This window comes from Wolbachia endosymbiont of Wiebesia pumilae, from assembly GCF_017869285.1.
GTDB classification, from domain to species: domain Bacteria; phylum Pseudomonadota; class Alphaproteobacteria; order Rickettsiales; family Anaplasmataceae; genus Wolbachia; species Wolbachia pipientis.
The window spans coordinates 582848-601229 of sequence record NZ_CP054557.1 but is presented as its reverse complement, the minus strand read 5'-3'; the positions used below and the strand labels follow the sequence as shown (position 1 = coordinate 601229).

The following is an 18382-nucleotide window of genomic DNA, read 5'->3' as shown; positions in this document are numbered from 1 at the left end:
TTTATAGCAAATTTTACCTCAAGCATAAAGATGTCATCCAAGTAGCCAACACTGGGATCCAGAAAAATTGGCTATAAACAAGTATGCTGTTTCGATGAAATTGTGTAATAGAAACTAGATTCCAGTGTCAGCTACTTGCATGACACCAAGTTTGTGTTTATAAATTAAGGCGATTATGCTAAAAGAATTTGAAATAGAACCTCTGCTAAAAGATAAAGCTCCGCACCAGACCAAGGCTGTTGTTGCAATGTCCGGGGGAGTTGATAGCTCCGTTGCTGCAGCACTGCTACATAACCTTGGGTACAAAGTGGTAGGTGTGACTCTTCAACTCTATGGCACCGACGGTAATGCTAACGCAAGAAAGGGCGCATGCTGCGCTGGACAGGATATTTATGACGCTAAGCGTGTAGCTGAAAGTGTTGGCTTTCCTCACTATATTTTAAACTATGAGGAAATATTCAAAAAGGAAGTAATAGAGGATTTTGCGAGTACCTATATGCGTGGGGAAACTCCCATACCATGCGTGAGATGTAACCAAACGGTAAAATTTCGTGATCTATTGCAAGTTACAAAAAATCTTGGTGCGGATGTGCTCGTAACAGGACATTACGTGAGAAGGTTAGAAAAAAATGGTGAGGTAAAGTTGTGCAGAAGCATTGATAAAAGTAAAGATCAAAGTTATTTTTTGTTTGCTACAACTCAAGAGCAATTGAAGCTTTTGCGATTTCCACTAGGTGGATTCTATAAAAGTGATATAAGAAAATTAGCAAAGTATTTCAGCTTACAAATTTCTGAAAAGCCGGACAGTCAAGATATATGCTTTGTTTCCGAAAGCTATAGTAAAACAATAGCTAAATTAGCTCCACAATCTGTACAGAAAGGTAAAATTGTGGATGTAAATGGAAAAGTGCTAGGCGAGCACAGTGGCATAGTAAATTTTACAGTGGGGCAAAGAAAGGGCTTGGGTATCGCACACAATGAACCTCTTTATGTGATAAAAATTAATACAGAAAATAATGAGGTTATAGTAGGTCCGATCAACGTATTAATGCAAAAAAAAATATTGATCAAGGAGTTAAATTGGTTAGAACAACCAAAGGAAGGTATGGAAGTAACTGTGAAGCTGAGATCATCACATGCGGGAAGTTTAGCAACAATACATTCAACTGACGAAAAAAATAAAGCCTGTGTCATTTTAAACGACGATTACTTTGGCATCAGTCCAGGTCAAGCCTGTGTAGCGTATAAAGATGAGCAAGTTATCGGCGGTGGATGGATATGCTCTTAACTAAAAGCTTTAATGCAGAGTGTAAACATACAATAGACTTCTTGCATAACCATATAACAGAAACGAAAAAACTTCCTTGACAAACCTCGCCAGCCCCCTTATCATGAAACTGAAGCTATTTATTTATCTTCTCTGTACAGATTAAATGACAAAAAAACTCACGTATCTGGCGTCTCATGTTTAATTTTTTGCACTATGTGCACTCTATGTCTTTATCAAATTCTGGGTTTTTACCTACACAAGCTGAAATACGCTTATAAAGCATTTAAAACATTAAAAAACGCCAACTTAAAAAATGGATAGTGAATAACTAGCTACCCTAGGGTTTCTTTTGCCTTTTTTTCTGTTTAGTAAATTTCTTAACGTTTATAATTTAGATTAGTTGCGGCTTAAAAGCAGCTAAATCGCGGTTATTAAGTGTTTAGAATAAAAAAACGCCATACTTGAAAGTATAATGTAAGTAATTAGCCAACCACGGGGCTTCTTTTGCCTTTTTTTTCGTTTGGTAAATTTCTTAAATATTTATGGCTAAACGACAACCGTCATCCCGCTAGCGGGATCTCTTGTTAGTGGCTGAGAGATACCGCGAATGAATCGCGGTATGACGGTTCGCGGCAGCATAAAGATAAGTCTCGTCATCCCACTGCTTGTTAGCGGGATCTGGAGATACCGCGGCGGTATGACGGTTCGCGGCGGCATAAAGATAAGTCTCGTCATCCCACTGCTTGTTAGCGGGATCTGGAGATACCGCGGCGGTATGACAGTTCGTGGCAGCATGAAGATAAGCTCGTCATCCCGCTAGCGGGATCTCTTGTTAGCGCCGCGGCGGTATGACGTAGGATTGTTGTCATTTCGCTACTTGTTAGCGGCTAAGAGATACCGCGGCGGTATGACGGTTCGTGGCAGCATAAAGATAAGTCTCGTCATCCCGCTACGTGTTAGCGGGATCTATGTTGAGAGATACCGCGAATGAATCGCGGTATGACGGTTCGCGGCGGCATAAAGATAAGTCTCCTCATCCCGCTGCGTGTTAGCGGGATCTCTTGTTAGTGCCGCGGCGGTATAGCTATACCTTTTTCTACTTAGTTTGGGTTATGCAAGAAGTCTAATAACATTTATTGCTATTTTGCCATGTATCCCTTATACTATAAAGTAGAACATTATAGGTTTCAGCAATGATAAAAGAAATTGAAGAACTAATAAAAATTGTTGGTAAGGGTAATTTATTAGAGACGTTATTTATTTTTTTAGGTAGCTTTCAACATGCTGACTTAGGTCGTTTTATGGATCACAGAAATCATTTTGGTTTGTCTGAATTCATTAGAAAAAAAGAGGAACCATTAGATAAATATTTTAACTTAAAATTTAGTCTACAAGGGCTGTTTTTAATTTATGCTCAAGCTTATCAAATTCTAAGTGAAAACAATAACCTGAATACTAAAGATGTCATAGATAAAATATATGAAGTTATTAAAGGATCTGAGTTAAATGAATATATAAATGAAGTAGTAGATGGAAGAAAATTAGATTTACTTAACATCTTAGCAAATCCAAAGAGAGAACCAATATTTAAAACAGAAGAAGATTTTGAAAATAAAGTACTCATTGGTCTTAGAAAGTTACTAAGTGAAGGAAATACATTAAACAAATATGACAGAGAATTTGCATTAAATAAGTGCGTTATCAGCAGCTATTATTCCATTCATGACATAAAAGCAGATAAAGATATAGCATTGTTCTTTTCTTTGGGTGGTCACTATAAAGAACTTTCGTCATCTAACAAAACAGTAAAAAGAGAAGTATTAGAGATATGTGAGAATCAGTTAATAGAGAGCTATATAATGTTCTTAGCTGGCAAATTACACATGATCGGATTATCAAGTAGAGATAAATATACAATCGACCATGAGAATGTGGATCGGCAAGAGAAAGCATTGAAAATGGATGGATTAATATATCCTATAAATACAAAAAACACCCTAGAGCAACTGTTAAAAAACCAAAATAGTGATGAATTTGAACAATTAATAACGAGCCCTGATAATATATACTACTCAGTGCTGCAAGAAGAGAATGAATGTAGGCCAAATCCTATCACCAGCAAGAAAAAAGAAAAAGACCATAAAAACACAGTCTGTAAACTTATTTTAGGTATGTTTGTATTATCTGTTGGGTTATATGTTGCTGATTATTTCTTTATGGAGCAAAAATTATTTAATCCAATAAAAGGTGTCCTACCACAGGATAATTTTGCTAATCTAGTAATTGCTGCAGTGCTTACTATCGTAATAGTATATGCTTTATTTCAATTATCACAGGAATCACCACTTTCAACAGTCAATAAGATGACGAATGAAAATTTAGGACCGCTCCATGCAAAACAAGCTTAGAACTACATAAATGTGGCAACTTAAAAGCACATATTGTATAATGCTTATTCTTAAGTTAAGAGGTGATTTATGGATTTAAGTAAAATAACAGCGGGACCAAATGCGGTGAATGTGGTAATTGAAATAAGTGCAAATGCTGAGCCTGTAAAGTATGAATTTAATAAAGAGCTTGGGTTGTTACAAGTTGACAGATTTTTGTCTACCTCAATGACTTATCCTTGCAATTATGGGTTTATACCAAATACCTGTGCAGGTGATGGTGACCCTGTGGATGTTTTGGTGCTAACTCAATTTCCCTTAGCATCTAGTGTTTTAATATCGGTACGTCCAATAGGCGCATTACTCACTAAAGATGAAAAAGGAGAAGATGAGAAAATATTAGCAGTGCCTGTTTCCAGTGTTGATAGCTATTATGACAATATAAAGGACTATTCTGACTTATCTAAAAGCCTACTAGATAAAATTACTCATTTCTTTTCTCATTATAAAGATCTAGAAAAGGGAAAAACGGTAGCAGTTGGAGAATGGGTTGGTGTAGAAGAAGCAAAACAAATTGTTGCAAGCTCTATTAAAAGCGGAAATTAGTTTTTGTTGATTTATAGCTAAAGTGGCTCTACGATTTGAAAAATAACAAATTCGTCATTCCGCTACTCGTTAGCGGAATCTATACCGCGCACAACTGCACGAACATTGCAATATGGCACATAGTAAACGATGTCATCCCAGTGCGTGACACTGGGATGACAAGAAAGGGAGCACTGGAATTTTTGTTTCAGCATTAGCCATGCATCTGAACAGATACAAATATTGCAATTAAAAGCATTAGACAGGTGGTAGAGGTCTTGGTATTATATAATCTTTAGGTTCTAAATTTGGAAGGGTGGCCGAGCGGCTGAAGGCGGCGGTTTGCTAAACCGTTATACGACCCAAAAGTCGTATCGAGGGTTCGAATCCCTCTCCTTCCATATACTGTTTTAGCACGGTTTAAATTCGCTATATTAGCCTGTTTACCTGATCTTATTGTAATGTTTTTTTTATTTCCATCTTTAACTATTAAAAAGTTGGCTAGCATTGACTCAGTATTTATTATAGAATTGGTCATTAACTAAACAACTTTGCTTGTATGTATAGAATACTAATTTTACTGTTAATAGTGTTGCCACTTAGGTTGCTTGCAACCGAGATTGAAATTGTTGCAGATGTAAATGGTGAACCAATTTCAAATTTAGATATCGAAAAACGCATCAACTTTATAAATTCATTGTTTGGCACTCAAAGTGTTAATCAAAAAGAAGCAAAGCCTCAAATTCTTAGGGAGCTAATAGACGAAATTATCATTATCAATGAAGCACAGAGGCTGAATATAAAATTGAGCAACGAGGAGTTAGATAATGCTATTATGTTATTTTTAACCCAAAGTTTTAAACTTAAGGCTAATGAAGTTGATCAATACATAGAGAAGCATAATATAGATCTTGGTATTTTAAGAAAACAAATAAAATGTCAGTTACTGTGGAGCAAAATTATTGAAGTAAGAATTGTGCCATTTATTAATATAAGCGATAAAGAAGTAGATGATGTAAAAAGGCAAACAGAAAAGCCGGATTATCTTATCACGTTCCAAGAGTTTATAATTCCTGATCAAAAAGACAAGGACGTTTATGGTATAGCTGAAGATTTAGTAAAAAAATTACGCAACAGTAATAACCCAGAATCTCCAATAAAGATGCGTAAAGCAACAGTTAATTTAAGTCAGCTAAAAGGAAAACTCAAGAGCGTTTTAGAAGGATTAGAAACCAGCGACATAGCAGGTCCATTCAGTTTCAGTGAAGGTTACTCCGTTATAAAAGTAATAGATAAAGTACAACTTAATCATGCACTGCTGGAAAGCACTTTAAAATTAAAACAGATTGTGGTTGAAGGTTCAGAAAGTTTATTAGATAATCTCAAGGAGCAAAAAGTTAATTGTTTAAATTTTGATAAATTAGCAGATAATTTTAAGCTGCCAAACGCAAAAGAATTTGAAATAAAAATGCGAGATTTAAATCCTGATTTACAGATTTTATTTAGTAAAACAAGTGTGAATGAAATAGTAGAATTGAGAGAAAATGGCACTGCAAAGTTGATGATGTTGTGTGATATCAAGAGTAATGTAGCGGGTATAGAAGCAATCAAACAGAAAATGTACCAACAAAAGATTATGATACAAAGCAACTTGTTATTAGATGATATGCGTAAAAATGCAGCTATCAGTTATCGGTATAGTTGAAGTCAGAGAGTGTCCTTGTCTCTGTCTTTGTGTATAGAACTATATAAATTACTTTGTTCTATAAAATTTCAAAAAATTTGAACAAATGCAGTTAAAATAGCACATGAAGAATATAATGCTAATTGGTGGTGGAGTTGGAAATGCAGTGTTATTTTCGATAGGGAAGGCATGTCTTGAAAATAATAACAAGGTTTTGTACTTCGCTGGCTATAAGAAGTTAAGTGATGTATTTAAACGAGCACTGATAGAGCGTGCATCAAATGCAGTAGTTTGGGCATGTGAAGAAGGATTGATAGAAACAAGCAGAGATCAAGATAAATCCTTTCATGGTAATATAGTTGATGCAATAGTCTCTTATCAACAAGGAAGATTAGGTATTAATTTAAACACTATAGATAAAATTATCACTATCGGTTCTGATAAAATGATGAAAGCTGTGAATGAAGCTAGAAAAACAATTTTAAAGCCATATCTAAAATCAGGCCACATAGCAATATCATCAGTTAATTCTCCTATGCAGTGTATGATGAAAGAAATCTGCGCTCAGTGTGTGCAGCAACATATAAATGCGAAAACAGGAGAAAGAAGTTTTGTTTATAGTTGCAGTAATCAAGACCAGGATATGGGGTGTGTTGACTTTGACTTTTTAAGTGAGCGCTTGAAGCAAAATAGTTTACAAGAAAAACTTACTGCAAAATGGATAGATCATGTTCAAAGATATTAAACAGCACAAAAAGGAAATAAGAGAGCAATATAGAGCTATAAGAAAAGATATTGATGAAAGTTATTCCAGTTATGCGGCAAATTCCCTTATTAATCTCTTTAATCAGAACTTAAGCTACGTTAAAGGCAAAACAATAGCAGCTTACATTCCAATGGATGAGGAAATAGATGTTGTGCCTTTGATGCATAGTTTACTCGATTTAGATTATAAAGTAGCAATTCCTAATAAAAATAAGTTACTAAAATTTGAGGAATGGAACAAAACAAATGAAGACGTAATTCCCGACACAATCATTACTCCTGTTATTGCTTTTGATGATCATTTTAATAGATTGGGTTTTGGCGGTGGTTGGTATGATACAATGATAGAAAAACTGCGGCCACTTGGAAAAATATTTATAGGTGTAGCCTATGAGAAACAATATTGTAAAGATTTACCTGTAGAAAAACATGATCAAAAATTGGATATTATAATCACTGAGATGTGTGTTAGATGTGGAAGTGGATTGCTCAAAAAAGTGGATAAAAAAGAATAGATCTCTACCTTTTCCATTCCCTCCCTCTCCAAGCCATCAGAGGGTTTTGGTTTCTCCTGTACTCGCTTGTTCAGAACTTGGACTATCTAATTGAGGAACTGGTGACTTCATTTGGTTAACTTTATCATTAACCATTTTTTCTACCTCCTCTATTTTACCCTCACCAATGGCCATAATTTTAGATTGAAATTTCTCCATAAGTTCCTCAAGTGCTTCCTTATCACTTTCATAAGTACTAGTACCTTTTTCTCTAAGCTTTTTCATGTCATCTTCTGAAAAATTTTGAATAGTTCCATTCTTTACTAACTCTTGTATAGCAGATCGCTGCCCTTCATTTTGAAGCATGCCTATGACCTTTGCTTTACTCTGGGCGTTTTTTATTTTTTCACCTTCTTCGGACATATTATAGCCTATAATCTCTTGAGCCAAACTGTTGTATAATTTACTAAAGTTATCTTTTTTTGGCCCAACCTCAGGCAATTTATCCCCTAAATTTTTAGATAAACTTTTCACTGCTTTTCCTGCATCAATCGCACCTTCTTTTATTTTTTCCCCTGCCTTTACTATACCTATTCCTGCATAACGTGCTCCAATACCTACAAGTGCTATTAATGTAGCAAGCACAATAAGTGGAGAAAATGCTGCTCCTAATACCATTACGGCAGAAGCTATTCCAATTTTTTTATTTGCAGATGCTGATTTAAAATAATTGACTAGATTGTCCAGTGGACCTTTATTATTATTTATAACATTACTTATTGCTTGCTGATTAACAGATTTTAACGCCTCTTCTATTATTTTTGAGTCAACATTTTCAGAAGTTAAACCTTCAAGCGCTTCTTCAATGAATTTTATAAATAATTCTTTGTTGACCTCCTTTTGCAAGCCTTGGTCATTAATCGCTAAACCTAAATCTTTGAGGTTCATCCCTTTAACTTGTTCTGATAGGGTTGTAAATAACTCTTTTTTCCCCTCTTGTGAGGATTGTGCAATACTTTCTATTATATCTGAAATAGCTTTTCTTAGTTCTGGATAGTCAGTGTCAAAAAACATACTATTGCTAGATTCCATATTCAGCTTCGTTGATTATAAATATGCCTAATTATACATACTAATCATTAATTATATTATAATTGATATAACATACCCCTTTCCAAATATAGAATTTGTATTAAAATATCTAGATTATATGAAATCAAGGTACTTTATGGGTGAAAAAAAATTAAAAGCTGCTGTGGTCTTATCAGGGTGTGGTCACCTTGACGGTGCAGAGGTAAGAGAAGCGGTTTTAAGTTTGCTTGTGCTTGATCAGCAGGAAGTGGATGTTAAATGCTTTGCACCTGATATCAATATCACACAAGTTATGAATCATAGAACAAAAGAGGCAACAAAAGAAAAAAGGAATGTACTTGTGGAAGCAGCAAGAATCGCAAGAGGCGAAATATATGACTTAAAAGAAGCCAAAGCTGAAAATTTTGACATGCTAGTTGTACCTGGTGGATACGGGGTTGCGAAAAATTTATCTGACTTAGCTGAAAGTAAAGACATGGTGACAGTAATGCCTGAATTTGAAAGATTAGTTTCAGAATTTTTTGTTACAAAAAAGCCAATAGGAGCGATATGCATATCTCCAGCCATCATTGTTTCAATTTTAAGTAGCAAGATAGGTAAAGAAGAAAGTAAGGTTAAGGTAACTATAGGAGATGACAAAGAACAGTTGATAGAAAAGCTTGGCGGCGAACACATAAAGTGCGATACAGAGTTATCAATAGAAGACGAAGAACATAATGTATTTTCCTGTTCTGCTTATATGCGTAGCGACGAAAGTACATACTCTGTATATCAAGGGATAAAGCATATGATTGACAGCATGGTAAAAAAGATTAACAAAAAAACTAAACAGCCATTCCTATAAGGTGTACTAAATAAGACTTCTCTATTAATCACACAATTAACTGTTGAATTTTACATTTCTAGCTGTATTATGGCTACGTAGCTAAAGTAACTTAGGTTTATCGACGCTTTACTACTTGTTAGCGGTGTGGTGTAGTGGCCATATATGTTTAGTTCTTTTTTTTAAGGTATTTTGTATGTCAGATCTTTTCTATATTGAAACTACGTGTTGTGTGGACGGTCAGTGTGATGTCTATACAGGGGAAGTGAGTTTTAATGATGTCATGTTAGGCAAGTTCAGTCTAAATTCGTGCAGCGGGAAAGAAGCTATGATAAATCTAGACATTATTACATTTGATATTAATATCGCTATTGATGGTCAAAATGGAAAGACAATAAAAAAAGACCTTAAAGGTCTTGAATTTGTAACTAAAGATGATGGTTCTTGGTATATTAATAAGGATTTTGGTGATGATAAATTTGAAGTTGTAGTAAAGCAATCATAATTTTACATCTCAGGTGTAACATTTAGTATAGGCGCTATTCTATTTATAATGTTCTTTACTATAGGCGCAGCAATTATTCCCCCGGTATGGTGCATCCCTTGAGGCTCATCAATAGCAATTAGCACTATGTACCTTGGGTCAAGCATAGTTAGCACTCCTATAAATGATGCTATGTTTGCATCTTTGCTATATTTACCATCTACAACTTTTTCCGCCGATCCAGTTTTTCCTCCTATTGAATATGCCTTTATTTTTGCTTTTCTGCCAGTGCCATCTGTTACTGCTGCACGTAATAATTTTCTCATTTCCCTGGAAGTTCTTCTTGAGATAATTTGCTCTCCTATACTTCTTTTATTCAACATCAAGGTTGCGTTATGAAATATCCCATTGTTGATTAATGCTGCTGCAGTTTGTACAAGATGTATAGGAGTTACAGCTATGCCATAACCATAAGATGCTGTTATTAAAGTGTTTTCACTCCATTTATCCGGGATTATCGGTGTGGATTTTTCTGGTATTTCTATTTTCAAAGGAGAAAATAGCTTCATAGCTTTAAAGTATTCTACCTGTTTTTCAATACCTAGTTTGACTGCAATTTTTGCTGCACCAATGTTGGATGATTTTACAAATATATCTTGCACAGTAATTTTTGGAATTTTAGATTTATGAAAATCCTGAATTTTATACTTTCCGATGGTGATTGGTGTTGATACGTCATATAAATCGCTAGTTTTTGTAGCGTTCGCATCAAGCGCTGCGGCTATTGTAAAGTATTTTAATACCGACCCCATCTCATATACCCCAAGACTGGCGCGATTAAACTTTTGTACGTCTTCTGCCTTATTCTGTAAGTTGGGATTAAAATCAGGTAGGCTGACCATCGAGATAACTTCACTATTTCTCACATTTAAAACAATTCCTACTCCGCCAAGTGCCTGATATCTGCTTACAGCTTTAGTTAGCTCTTCATGCACTATGCTTTGCACTCGTGTATCTAAGGATAGTATTATGGGCTTTTCTTGCTCATTATTTTTACTTATATATGCCTCAACTCCTGCAATACCGTTGCCATCTATGTCAGTGTAACCAAGCACGTGTGAAAATAAATTACTGTGAGGATATATACGCTTTATGTCGTCATAAAAATTTACTCCTGGTACACCAGCGTTTTTGATCGCTAGTAATTCTTTTGGAGTCAAGTGCCGCTTTATCCAAGCAAATTTCTTTTCTGAAGTAAGTACTCTATATAAGTTCTTGTATTCGAGGTCATGCAAAGTAGAACACAGTTGTGCTGCTATACTTTCCGGATTCTTTACTTTGGTTGCATCTATATATAGTGATGTTGTGGGCACATTTGTTGCTATTACCACTCCATTTCTATCTAAAATATCAGGTTGTTTATGTACTATATTATCTTTTCTAAAATTTTCTGAAGTAGTAAGTTGATCAAATGTTAAAGAGAATATGCGAAAAATAATTATTATATAAAATATAAATAATGGTACTATAAAACACAGTGAGCGGAGCTTATTTTTAAGTAATGCTTGCATATTTACTTGATTTGACAAAAATGGAAATCATCTTAGCTGAACCACGAGGTTTTTGTGCCGGGGTAAAAAGAGCTGTGGACATATTAGCTATTACTTTAGAAAAATACAAAAACGAGCGCCAAGTTTATGTGCTACACGAAATTGTTCACAATAAATATATAGTAGAGGACTTTAAGAAACAAGGAGTGGTTTTTGTAAGCAGTATCGAGGAAATTGAAGATAATGAAGGAATACTGATCTTCAGCGCGCACGGAGTATCAAAAAATATAGAAGATGAGGCAAAAAGAAAGGGTATTCAAGTGATTGATGCAACATGTCCTTTAGTCAGCAAAGTGCATAAAGAAGCAAAAAGGTATGAAAACAGTGGTAAAGAATTAATTCTCATTGGGCATGAAAACCATCCAGAAGTTAAGGGAATTAGAGGAAGAGTAAACAATCCTATCATTTTAGTGCAAACTTTGCAGGATGTATATGATTTAAAGGTTAAAGATCCAGATAATTTGTCTTATGTTACACAAACTACGTTAAGCATCGACGATACTCGCGACATTATTGCTGCCCTGAAATTAAGGTTTCCAGGCATAACAGGTCCAGATTTAAAGGACATATGCTATGCAACGCAAAACAGACAAAATGCTGTTAAAAAGCTAGCTGAAATTGTAGACATGGTATTAGTTGTAGGAAGTAAAAATAGCTCAAATTCAAACCGCTTATTAGATCTGTGCACTGCTAGAGGAAAAAGAGCCTACTTGATTGATAATTACAGCTGTGTGAATAAAAGCTGGTTTCAGGGCGTAGAAAAGATAGGAATCACCGCAGGTGCTTCCGCTCCTGACATATTAGTTGATGAATTAATAGACTACCTAAAAGTAAACCTGAGTGTAAAAATTTCAGTTATGCCAGGTGGTATTACTGAAAATGTTCAGTTTAAAATACCGAATCTGGTTTAAAACACAACTTATCTACTAAACTTCTCTTGAAATCACACAAACCAGCATCTATAGCTAAGACGTCATGCCGCGATTCATTAGACTTCTTGCATAACCATATAACAAACTTTTATTGGGAATAGAAACGAAAAAACTTGCTTGACAAACTCCGCCAGCCCTCTTATCATGAAACTGAAGCTATTGTATTTGCTTTCGCCAATCTGCAGATTAAAAGGTAAGGATTACTTAATGTATCGGCGTCTTATGTTCAATTTTTTGCAGTATATAGATACTGTATGTCTTTGCAAAACTTCATCTACATCTAGATTTTTATCTAAATAAGCTGAACGCGCTTATAAAGCGTTACAAGACATCAAAAAATGCCAATACTCGACAGAGATAGTAAAAGACTAGCTAACTCGGGGGTTCTTTGTCTTTTTTTCTGCTTAGTAAATTTCTTAAACATTTGCAGCGTAAGTTAGTTGCAATTAAAAGCAGCTGAATTTCGCTTGTCAAGCGTTTAAAACATAAAAAACGCCAATATTTTAAAGCGGATAGTAACCCCAGGGCTTCTTTTGCCTTTTTTTTCGTTTGGTAAATTTCTTAATGTTTGTGGCTGAACGACAACCGTCATCCCGCTACTTGTTAGCGGGATCTCTTGTTAGCGGCTGAGATACCGCGAATGAATCGCGGTATGACGGTTCGCGGCGGCATGACGATAAGGTTTATACCTTGTCATCCCAGTGCCCAAACACTGGGATCCAGTTTTCTTTACAAATTCACCAAAAGTGTTTCATTCTATAACATAAAACCCATACTCACCAAATCCAATGCATTACTTGCAATTAAGTTTCCTGGATCCCAGTGTCTGGGCACTGGGATAACAAAGGAGGACGTTATTCCAGTGCCAAGCACTGACCATTTCTGGTCTCTTAAATTGCAACTAATCTAAGTATTAAAAAATTTACCAAGCGAAAAAAAAGGCAAAAAAAGCCCAATGGTTGGCTAGTTACTTACATTATACTTTCAAGTATGGCGTTTTTTTATTCTAAACGCTTAATAACCGTGACTCAGCCGCTTTTAAGCCGCAACTAATCTAAATTATAAACGTTAAGAAATTTACTAAACAGAAAAAAAGGCAAAGAAACCCTAGGGTAGCTAATTATTCACTATCCATTTTTTAAGTTGGCGTTTTTTGATGTTTTAAATAGCGTATTTCAGCTTGTGTAGCTAGAAATTTGATAAAGACATGAGGTGCACATAGCGCAAAAAATTAAGCATGATTTACGCCAAATACATTAAGTTTTTTTGTCATTAATCCACTGCAGAGATTGCGAAGATAAATAGATAGCTTCAGTTTCATGATAAGGGGGCTGGCGAAGGGTGTCAAGGAAGTTTTTCGTTTCATCCAATGCGCTGCCAAAAGTTTGTTATGCAAGAGATCCCATAAATTGGGTGTCATAATAACTACACCCACATTAATTTTGGTGTACGTGACCTTGAAAGATCGTGATTCAATACTTAAATTATTAGGGTAGTAGGCAAATAATGGAGCTCAAAATGCATAATGTACAAGAAACTGAAAATTTAAAATTTGACGCTGAGGTAGGGAAAGTACTGAATATAGTGATTCATTCACTTTACACCAATAAAGACATTTTTCTGCGTGAATTAATATCAAATGCATCAGATGCATGTGATAAGTTGCGCTATGAATCTCAACTAAACCCTAATTTGCTAGATTTGAGTGACGAATTAAAAATCACTATCAGCTCCAATAAAGATAAGAACGAGCTATATATCACTGATAATGGCATTGGAATGAATAGACAGGATTTAATAGACAATCTTGGTACAATTGCAAGCTCTGGTACGCAAAAGTTCTTGGATGCGATTAAGAATAGCAAGGATTCAAGCCAAACTGTGGAGCTGATTGGGAAGTTTGGTGTTGGTTTTTACTCAAGCTTTATGGTTGCATTAGAAGTAATAGTAGAATCGAGAAAAGCTGGAGAAGAGGAGTCTTGGATCTGGCAATCCAAAGGAGATGGGGAATATTCAATCAGCAAGTCAGATAATCAAGTCCCTCGCGGAACCAAAATTACGCTCATTATGCATCCTGAAGAAAACGAGTTTTTAGATAAATTTCGTGTTGAAAATATTGTCACTACTTACTCTGATCACATAAATTTTCCTGTTGAATTTATAGACGAAGAAGGAAAAAGTGAAAAGTTAAACAGTAAGGCTGCAATTTGGACTAAGCCAAAAAATGACGTTACTCAAGAGGAGCACAACGATTTTTTCCGCAGTGTTGCTCACATTGGCGGGGAGCCCTGGATGATATTGCATAATAAAAATGAAGGTGCAATAGAATATACAAATTTGCTTTATGTTCCTTCTATAAAACCTTTTGATTTATTCCATCCAGATAGACGTTGCTCTGTGAAGTTATATGTAAATAAAGTATTTATCACTGAAGATAATGTACAGATCATACCGCAGTATTTACGTTTCTTGAAAGGTATTGTTGATTCACCGGACTTACCTCTTAATATCAGCAGAGAAACGCTGCAGAATAATCGTGTTGTTGGGCAAATCAGGAAATCCCTCACTAAACGCGCGATATCAGAGCTCGGTAAAAAGGCAAAGGAGAATTTAGAAGAGTACACAAAATTCTGGACCAATTTTGGTGCAGTTTTAAAGGAAGGTCTTTGCGAAGCTATGCCAACTGATGAGAGAGAAGCACTACTCTCAATTTGCAGATTTCATAGTACTGGTGATGAGAAATTAGTCAGCATTGATGACTATATAAGCAGAATGAAGCCTGAGCAGGAACATATCTATTATCTCACCGGAAATAGCCTCGATTCAGTGAAAAACAGTCCGCAACTTGAGGGGTTCGTCAGTAAAGGGCTGGAGGTTCTTCTGTTCGTTGATCCAGTGGATGATTTCTGGACTAGTGTAATTCATGAATATAAAGATCAAAAGTTTAAGTCTGTGACTCGCGCTGATGTTGATTTGGAAAAATTCTCTTCAGAAGAAGATAAGAAAAATGAAGAAAACAAATCGAATGAAGAAAAAACTGAGGAAACTATATTGCAATATTTTACCACAGTGCTTGGAGATTCAGTAAAAAGCGTAAAAATTTCCAAAAAATTGACTGATAGTCCCGTATGCCTAGCGGTTGCTGAAGGTGCTATGGATCTTCGCATGGAGCGTTTTTTGCGTGAACAAAAGCAGCTAAATTACCGCACGCCAAAGGTGCTTGAAATTAACACTAAGCATCCTGTAATAAAGAGTATAATGAAATCTTATGCTGAAAGTGGTGAAAACCCAACATTGGAGGACATGGTTCACTTATTGTTTTACCAAGCTTGCATCGTGGAAGGCGAAGAGATGGATGACGCGAGCAGCTTTGCTAAGAGACTGAATAATTTGCTTGGCAAGATTTCTGTTTAATGCTATACTTAGCTTAGCTGCTAGTTAGGAGGTAAAACATGTTTGGTTCCAATTTTAGAGACTTTGTATCACAAGATACAACTTCACAGGGCCAATCAAATTCTGAAAGATTAATCAAAAGTTGGCATGGTTTTGAAAAACCAGATTCTGAAGATTCAGGTATTGAAGAAGAGTTTGAAGTTTTAGATAGCGAAAGTCAAGAGATACCAGCTACTCCATGTAGCACACCCCCTGAAGATCTAAGTTTAGAGAATGCAATACTTGCAAACTTTCCTGATGGTTGTGATAGGTCGTTTACTGTAGAGTTAAAAGATGAAGATTCATATGGTATCATTCCTAAAAACTTAACTTTTGCTGAGATTATAAATATCTTAAATCAAGCTATACAAGAAGATAATTGTGAAGAATTAGACAAGGTTGTACAAAATATTGAAGATTATGAAGGCAGGTCTATTACGCTGGATAATGAAAATCTCAAAGATTTCTGTTCAAATCAACTTAATTTGGAGTTACAAAACGGAAGCAACCATCAACATATATATTCAAATGTACTATCACAATATAAATTTGATCAAGAGGGTTTCAAGTATGATTATTCAGTAAAAGAATTGGTACTATTGGCAATTGCAGCTAATGACAAGCTAGTAGAGCAATATCAGGATTTTCTTTTTGCTGAAGGAAATTTAAGTCTTTTACCTCTCCTTGTTGGTGGTCAAAAATATATTGAAGCTTTTATAGAAAAATTCCATGGTACCGATGGAGTTTATGGAAGATTAAAAGATCAAACTATACAACTTGTCGAACCTAATAAGATTGGTTTTTTCTCAGTTATAGCATTAAGAAAAGAGCAAGAATTATTAAATGCAGTTTTTGTCGAATACGTTTTAAGAGATTTTGGACAGGTGTTAAAAACAAGTAATCCTGATTCTTTGTATGGTGTGCTTGAAACAGCGTCTCTGATCAAAAATGAAGAATTCATCACGATAGTGCTGGGTGCATTTGAAAGATATATTAATAAGCTAACTAAAAAAGCCTCAACAGAAGAGTTATTAAAAAAGAGTTTTGTTACTTTATTAGAAACTGCGATAAGCCAGGAACACACATCTGTCATTGAATACCTGTGCAAACGATACACTAATAGTGCAGATCATGCCATTTACGATGTATATGAACAAGCATTTGCGGATGATAAAGTTATTACAATACTAGGGCAACAAATCCTGAAAAACATAGGAGCTCGTGGCAGAAAAGAAATTTATGATTTAATTCTGAAAACTGCATTGGATGCTGGTAATATTGCATTTATCGAGCACTTGTGTGAAAAATATGCTAAATGCAGCAATGATGTTATTAATTATCTTGATCATAAATCTAAAAACAACGAGTTTGATGAAATATATGAATCAATTCTGATTGCATTGTCTAATACTGAAAGTCAAGACATTATAGTCAGTGTTCTAGCTCATGTTCAAATTTATCAAAGCATACTCAATAATAAACAGCAAGTAGTCAGGCAAACCATACAAAATATACTGAGAAATGCAATAAAAGAAGCTAGTTATGGAGTTGTTGTACCCTTATGTCAGCATGTTGACCTAAAATTCGCAGCTCTTCAGGCAATATGCAAGGAAGAATTTGAGAAAGCTTTACCAGTAGTTGCAGAACAGCTTGAAAAAATAAGTATGGAACTTTCTCCAAGTATGACTCGTAATGAGTATCAAAAAAATAGGGATACTTTGAGTCATCTATATCTAATTAGAAATTTGTTAGAAAGTAGTAAATTAATCAATACTTCCAGTAAAGCAAATATACAGACACAAGCGAATACACAAGTTAATAAAAGAAGCAGTGATAATGCAGTATCACCTGTTATAAAAGGCGATACGGCTGTAGTAAATGAAGAGAATAACAATCAACCAAGCAGTCAAAGAAACCCAAAATCCAAAAGTGCTGGCAGTCAACAGACAGAAAAAAATGTTCTTGCAGGGGAGGAAGAAAATGCTATCTTAAATAACACAGGGGTTTCAACGCAGGAGCCTTTAATTAATAATTTTGAGGAGGGTGAAATCAAAAAAGGCAGCGGAAAAAAAGGTGTTAAGCAACTTGCCAGTCCTGTTAAGAAAAAGATTGATGGACTTATAAGCAAAACCAGTACTAACTCAAGAGAAGAACTCGAAAATATTCTAAAAAGTAACTCTCCTACTCTTGTACTACAATATGTAAAAAATAAAGAAGGTCCCTTTAAGGGTAAAGTAGAAGAAATTAAAAAAGAAATTAAAAACCATAATACAAAACAAGGTAATGTTAATATTTCACTGAACAACGATTTGCCAAATTCAGGAGACCAATCTACAAGTTCTAATAATACCGGAAGCAATAGTACACTTACCACAACTCCAGAAATTACGGGTTGTGAAAAGAAGTTGGGGGTAAGTGAAGTTTCTTCGAATGCTGACAATGTGTCTACAATTGGAGGTGTTATTAACAGTAAGGAAAAGCCTGCAGCAGTAGAAAAAACTAGTGCTATAAACAATCAATCAACCTCTATTACTGCAACACAAAATACGCAAAAGAGTAAGTGGCCTACCATAGCTACATGGACGTTAGCAGTAGCTGGAGTTGTTTCAGGAGTAGCTATTGCAGTTTATTTGGAAATGCTAGCTGCAGGAATAGCAGTTGGAGCTTGTTGTCTGGTTGCTGCTGCAGTTATATACTGCTGTACACCTAAAAGCCAAGTTGAAAACAACAAGGTTGACAAACCTTTCAACACGGGGAAAGTACCTACTGCCGTACATGTATAATAAATATAGTAGTTTACCATTTAATAATTTATTATAATTAT

Annotated in this window: 15 protein-coding genes and 1 tRNA gene; 14 read left to right on the top strand and 2 right to left on the bottom strand. The window is 35.2% G+C overall.

What is annotated here, in order from left to right; translation table 11 throughout:
- Nucleotides 1-175 precede the first annotated feature (175 nt).
- The 8 genes from mnmA (at nt 176) to HUB92_RS03090 (ending at nt 7206) form a co-directional block, all read left to right on the top strand.
- Nucleotides 176-1288, top strand: coding sequence for a tRNA 2-thiouridine(34) synthase MnmA (gene mnmA, locus HUB92_RS03125; RefSeq protein ID WP_209473297.1), 1113 nt, complete (start codon nt 176-178; stop codon nt 1286-1288).
- Between the two features lie 1175 nt (nt 1289-2463).
- Nucleotides 2464-3678, top strand: coding sequence for a WD1261 family protein (locus tag HUB92_RS03120; protein WP_209473295.1), 1215 nt, complete (start codon nt 2464-2466; stop codon nt 3676-3678).
- A gap of 69 nt (nt 3679-3747) precedes the next feature.
- Entirely contained in the window at nt 3748-4263 is a 516-nt protein-coding gene (gene ppa, locus HUB92_RS03115) for an inorganic diphosphatase (RefSeq protein ID WP_209473293.1), read from the top strand.
- A 35-nt stretch (nt 4264-4298) separates the two neighbouring features.
- Nucleotides 4299-4460, top strand: coding sequence for a hypothetical protein (locus tag HUB92_RS03110; protein ID WP_010963140.1), 162 nt, complete (start codon nt 4299-4301; stop codon nt 4458-4460).
- 92 nt (nt 4461-4552) lie between these two features.
- Nucleotides 4553-4643: transfer RNA gene (locus tag HUB92_RS03105), tRNA-Ser, on the top strand.
- 158 nt (nt 4644-4801) lie between these two features.
- Nucleotides 4802-5947: a SurA N-terminal domain-containing protein gene (locus tag HUB92_RS03100; protein WP_155968436.1), complete on the top strand. Its 1146-nt coding sequence runs from the start codon at nt 4802-4804 to the stop codon at nt 5945-5947.
- Between the two features lie 103 nt (nt 5948-6050).
- Nucleotides 6051-6671 carry a ferredoxin reductase domain-containing protein gene (locus tag HUB92_RS03095; protein WP_209473291.1) on the top strand — a complete coding sequence of 207 codons (621 nt, stop codon included), beginning with the start codon at nt 6051-6053 and terminating at the stop codon, nt 6669-6671.
- Nucleotides 6655-7206, top strand: coding sequence for a 5-formyltetrahydrofolate cyclo-ligase (locus HUB92_RS03090; RefSeq protein WP_010963143.1), 552 nt, complete (start codon nt 6655-6657; stop codon nt 7204-7206). Before HUB92_RS03095 ends, HUB92_RS03090 begins: the two co-directional genes overlap by 17 nt.
- 36 nt (nt 7207-7242) lie before the next feature.
- Here HUB92_RS03090 and HUB92_RS03085 read toward each other — a convergent pair whose 3' ends face one another.
- Nucleotides 7243-8277: a hypothetical protein gene (locus HUB92_RS03085; RefSeq protein ID WP_070357017.1), complete on the bottom strand. Its 1035-nt coding sequence runs from the start codon at nt 8275-8277 to the stop codon at nt 7243-7245.
- 136 nt (nt 8278-8413) lie between these two features.
- Between HUB92_RS03085 and elbB the strand changes: the two genes are divergently transcribed.
- Nucleotides 8414-9121: an isoprenoid biosynthesis glyoxalase ElbB gene (gene elbB, locus HUB92_RS03080; protein ID WP_209473289.1), complete on the top strand. Its 708-nt coding sequence runs from the start codon at nt 8414-8416 to the stop codon at nt 9119-9121.
- Between the two features lie 175 nt (nt 9122-9296).
- On the top strand, nt 9297-9605 hold the full coding sequence (locus tag HUB92_RS03075; protein WP_010081942.1) for a hypothetical protein: 309 nt from the start codon (nt 9297-9299) through the stop codon (nt 9603-9605).
- Between the two features lie 2 nt (nt 9606-9607).
- Here HUB92_RS03075 and HUB92_RS03070 read toward each other — a convergent pair whose 3' ends face one another.
- A complete protein-coding gene (locus tag HUB92_RS03070; protein WP_209473287.1) occupies nt 9608-11155 on the bottom strand; it encodes a peptidoglycan D,D-transpeptidase FtsI family protein in 1548 nt (515 codons plus the stop codon).
- Nucleotides 11156-11175: 20 nt separating this feature from the next.
- On the opposite strand from HUB92_RS03070, the gene ispH reads away from it, so the two are divergent.
- The 4 genes from ispH to HUB92_RS03050 all read left to right on the top strand — a co-directional run bounded on the left by ispH (nt 11176) and on the right by HUB92_RS03050 (nt 18341).
- Nucleotides 11176-12105, top strand: a complete 930-nt coding sequence (ispH, locus tag HUB92_RS03065) for a 4-hydroxy-3-methylbut-2-enyl diphosphate reductase (protein WP_209473359.1) — start codon at nt 11176-11178, stop codon at nt 12103-12105.
- Nucleotides 12106-12766: 661 nt separating this feature from the next.
- Entirely contained in the window at nt 12767-13036 is a 270-nt protein-coding gene (locus HUB92_RS06775) for a hypothetical protein (protein WP_244663114.1), read from the top strand.
- Between the two features lie 608 nt (nt 13037-13644).
- Entirely contained in the window at nt 13645-15540 is a 1896-nt protein-coding gene (htpG, locus tag HUB92_RS03055) for a molecular chaperone HtpG (protein WP_209473285.1), read from the top strand.
- A 38-nt stretch (nt 15541-15578) separates the two neighbouring features.
- Nucleotides 15579-18341: a host RNA manipulator TomO gene (locus HUB92_RS03050; protein ID WP_209473283.1), complete on the top strand. Its 2763-nt coding sequence runs from the start codon at nt 15579-15581 to the stop codon at nt 18339-18341.
- Nucleotides 18342-18382 lie beyond the last annotated feature (41 nt).

Excerpts from the sequence above, each read along its gene's own strand:
- HUB92_RS03075 (WP_010081942.1), top strand. The coding sequence starts at position 9,297 with ATGTCAGATCTTTTCTATATTGAAACTACGTGTTGTGTGGACGGTCAG.
- HUB92_RS03120 (WP_209473295.1), top strand. The coding sequence starts at position 2,464 with ATGATAAAAGAAATTGAAGAACTAATAAAAATTGTTGGTAAGGGTAAT.
- mnmA (WP_209473297.1), top strand. The coding sequence starts at position 176 with ATGCTAAAAGAATTTGAAATAGAACCTCTGCTAAAAGATAAAGCTCCG.
- ispH (WP_209473359.1), top strand. The coding sequence starts at position 11,176 with ATGGAAATCATCTTAGCTGAACCACGAGGTTTTTGTGCCGGGGTAAAA.
- HUB92_RS03070 (WP_209473287.1), bottom strand. The coding sequence starts at position 11,155 with ATGCAAGCATTACTTAAAAATAAGCTCCGCTCACTGTGTTTTATAGTA.
- HUB92_RS03050 (WP_209473283.1), top strand. The coding sequence starts at position 15,579 with ATGTTTGGTTCCAATTTTAGAGACTTTGTATCACAAGATACAACTTCA.
- HUB92_RS03100 (WP_155968436.1), top strand. The coding sequence starts at position 4,802 with ATGTATAGAATACTAATTTTACTGTTAATAGTGTTGCCACTTAGGTTG.
- htpG (WP_209473285.1), top strand. The coding sequence starts at position 13,645 with ATGCATAATGTACAAGAAACTGAAAATTTAAAATTTGACGCTGAGGTA.
- HUB92_RS03090 (WP_010963143.1), top strand. The coding sequence starts at position 6,655 with ATGTTCAAAGATATTAAACAGCACAAAAAGGAAATAAGAGAGCAATAT.
- elbB (WP_209473289.1), top strand. The coding sequence starts at position 8,414 with ATGGGTGAAAAAAAATTAAAAGCTGCTGTGGTCTTATCAGGGTGTGGT.
- HUB92_RS06775 (WP_244663114.1), top strand. The coding sequence starts at position 12,767 with ATGAATCGCGGTATGACGGTTCGCGGCGGCATGACGATAAGGTTTATA.
- ppa (WP_209473293.1), top strand. The coding sequence starts at position 3,748 with ATGGATTTAAGTAAAATAACAGCGGGACCAAATGCGGTGAATGTGGTA.
- HUB92_RS03095 (WP_209473291.1), top strand. The coding sequence starts at position 6,051 with ATGAAGAATATAATGCTAATTGGTGGTGGAGTTGGAAATGCAGTGTTA.
- HUB92_RS03085 (WP_070357017.1), bottom strand. The coding sequence starts at position 8,277 with ATGGAATCTAGCAATAGTATGTTTTTTGACACTGACTATCCAGAACTA.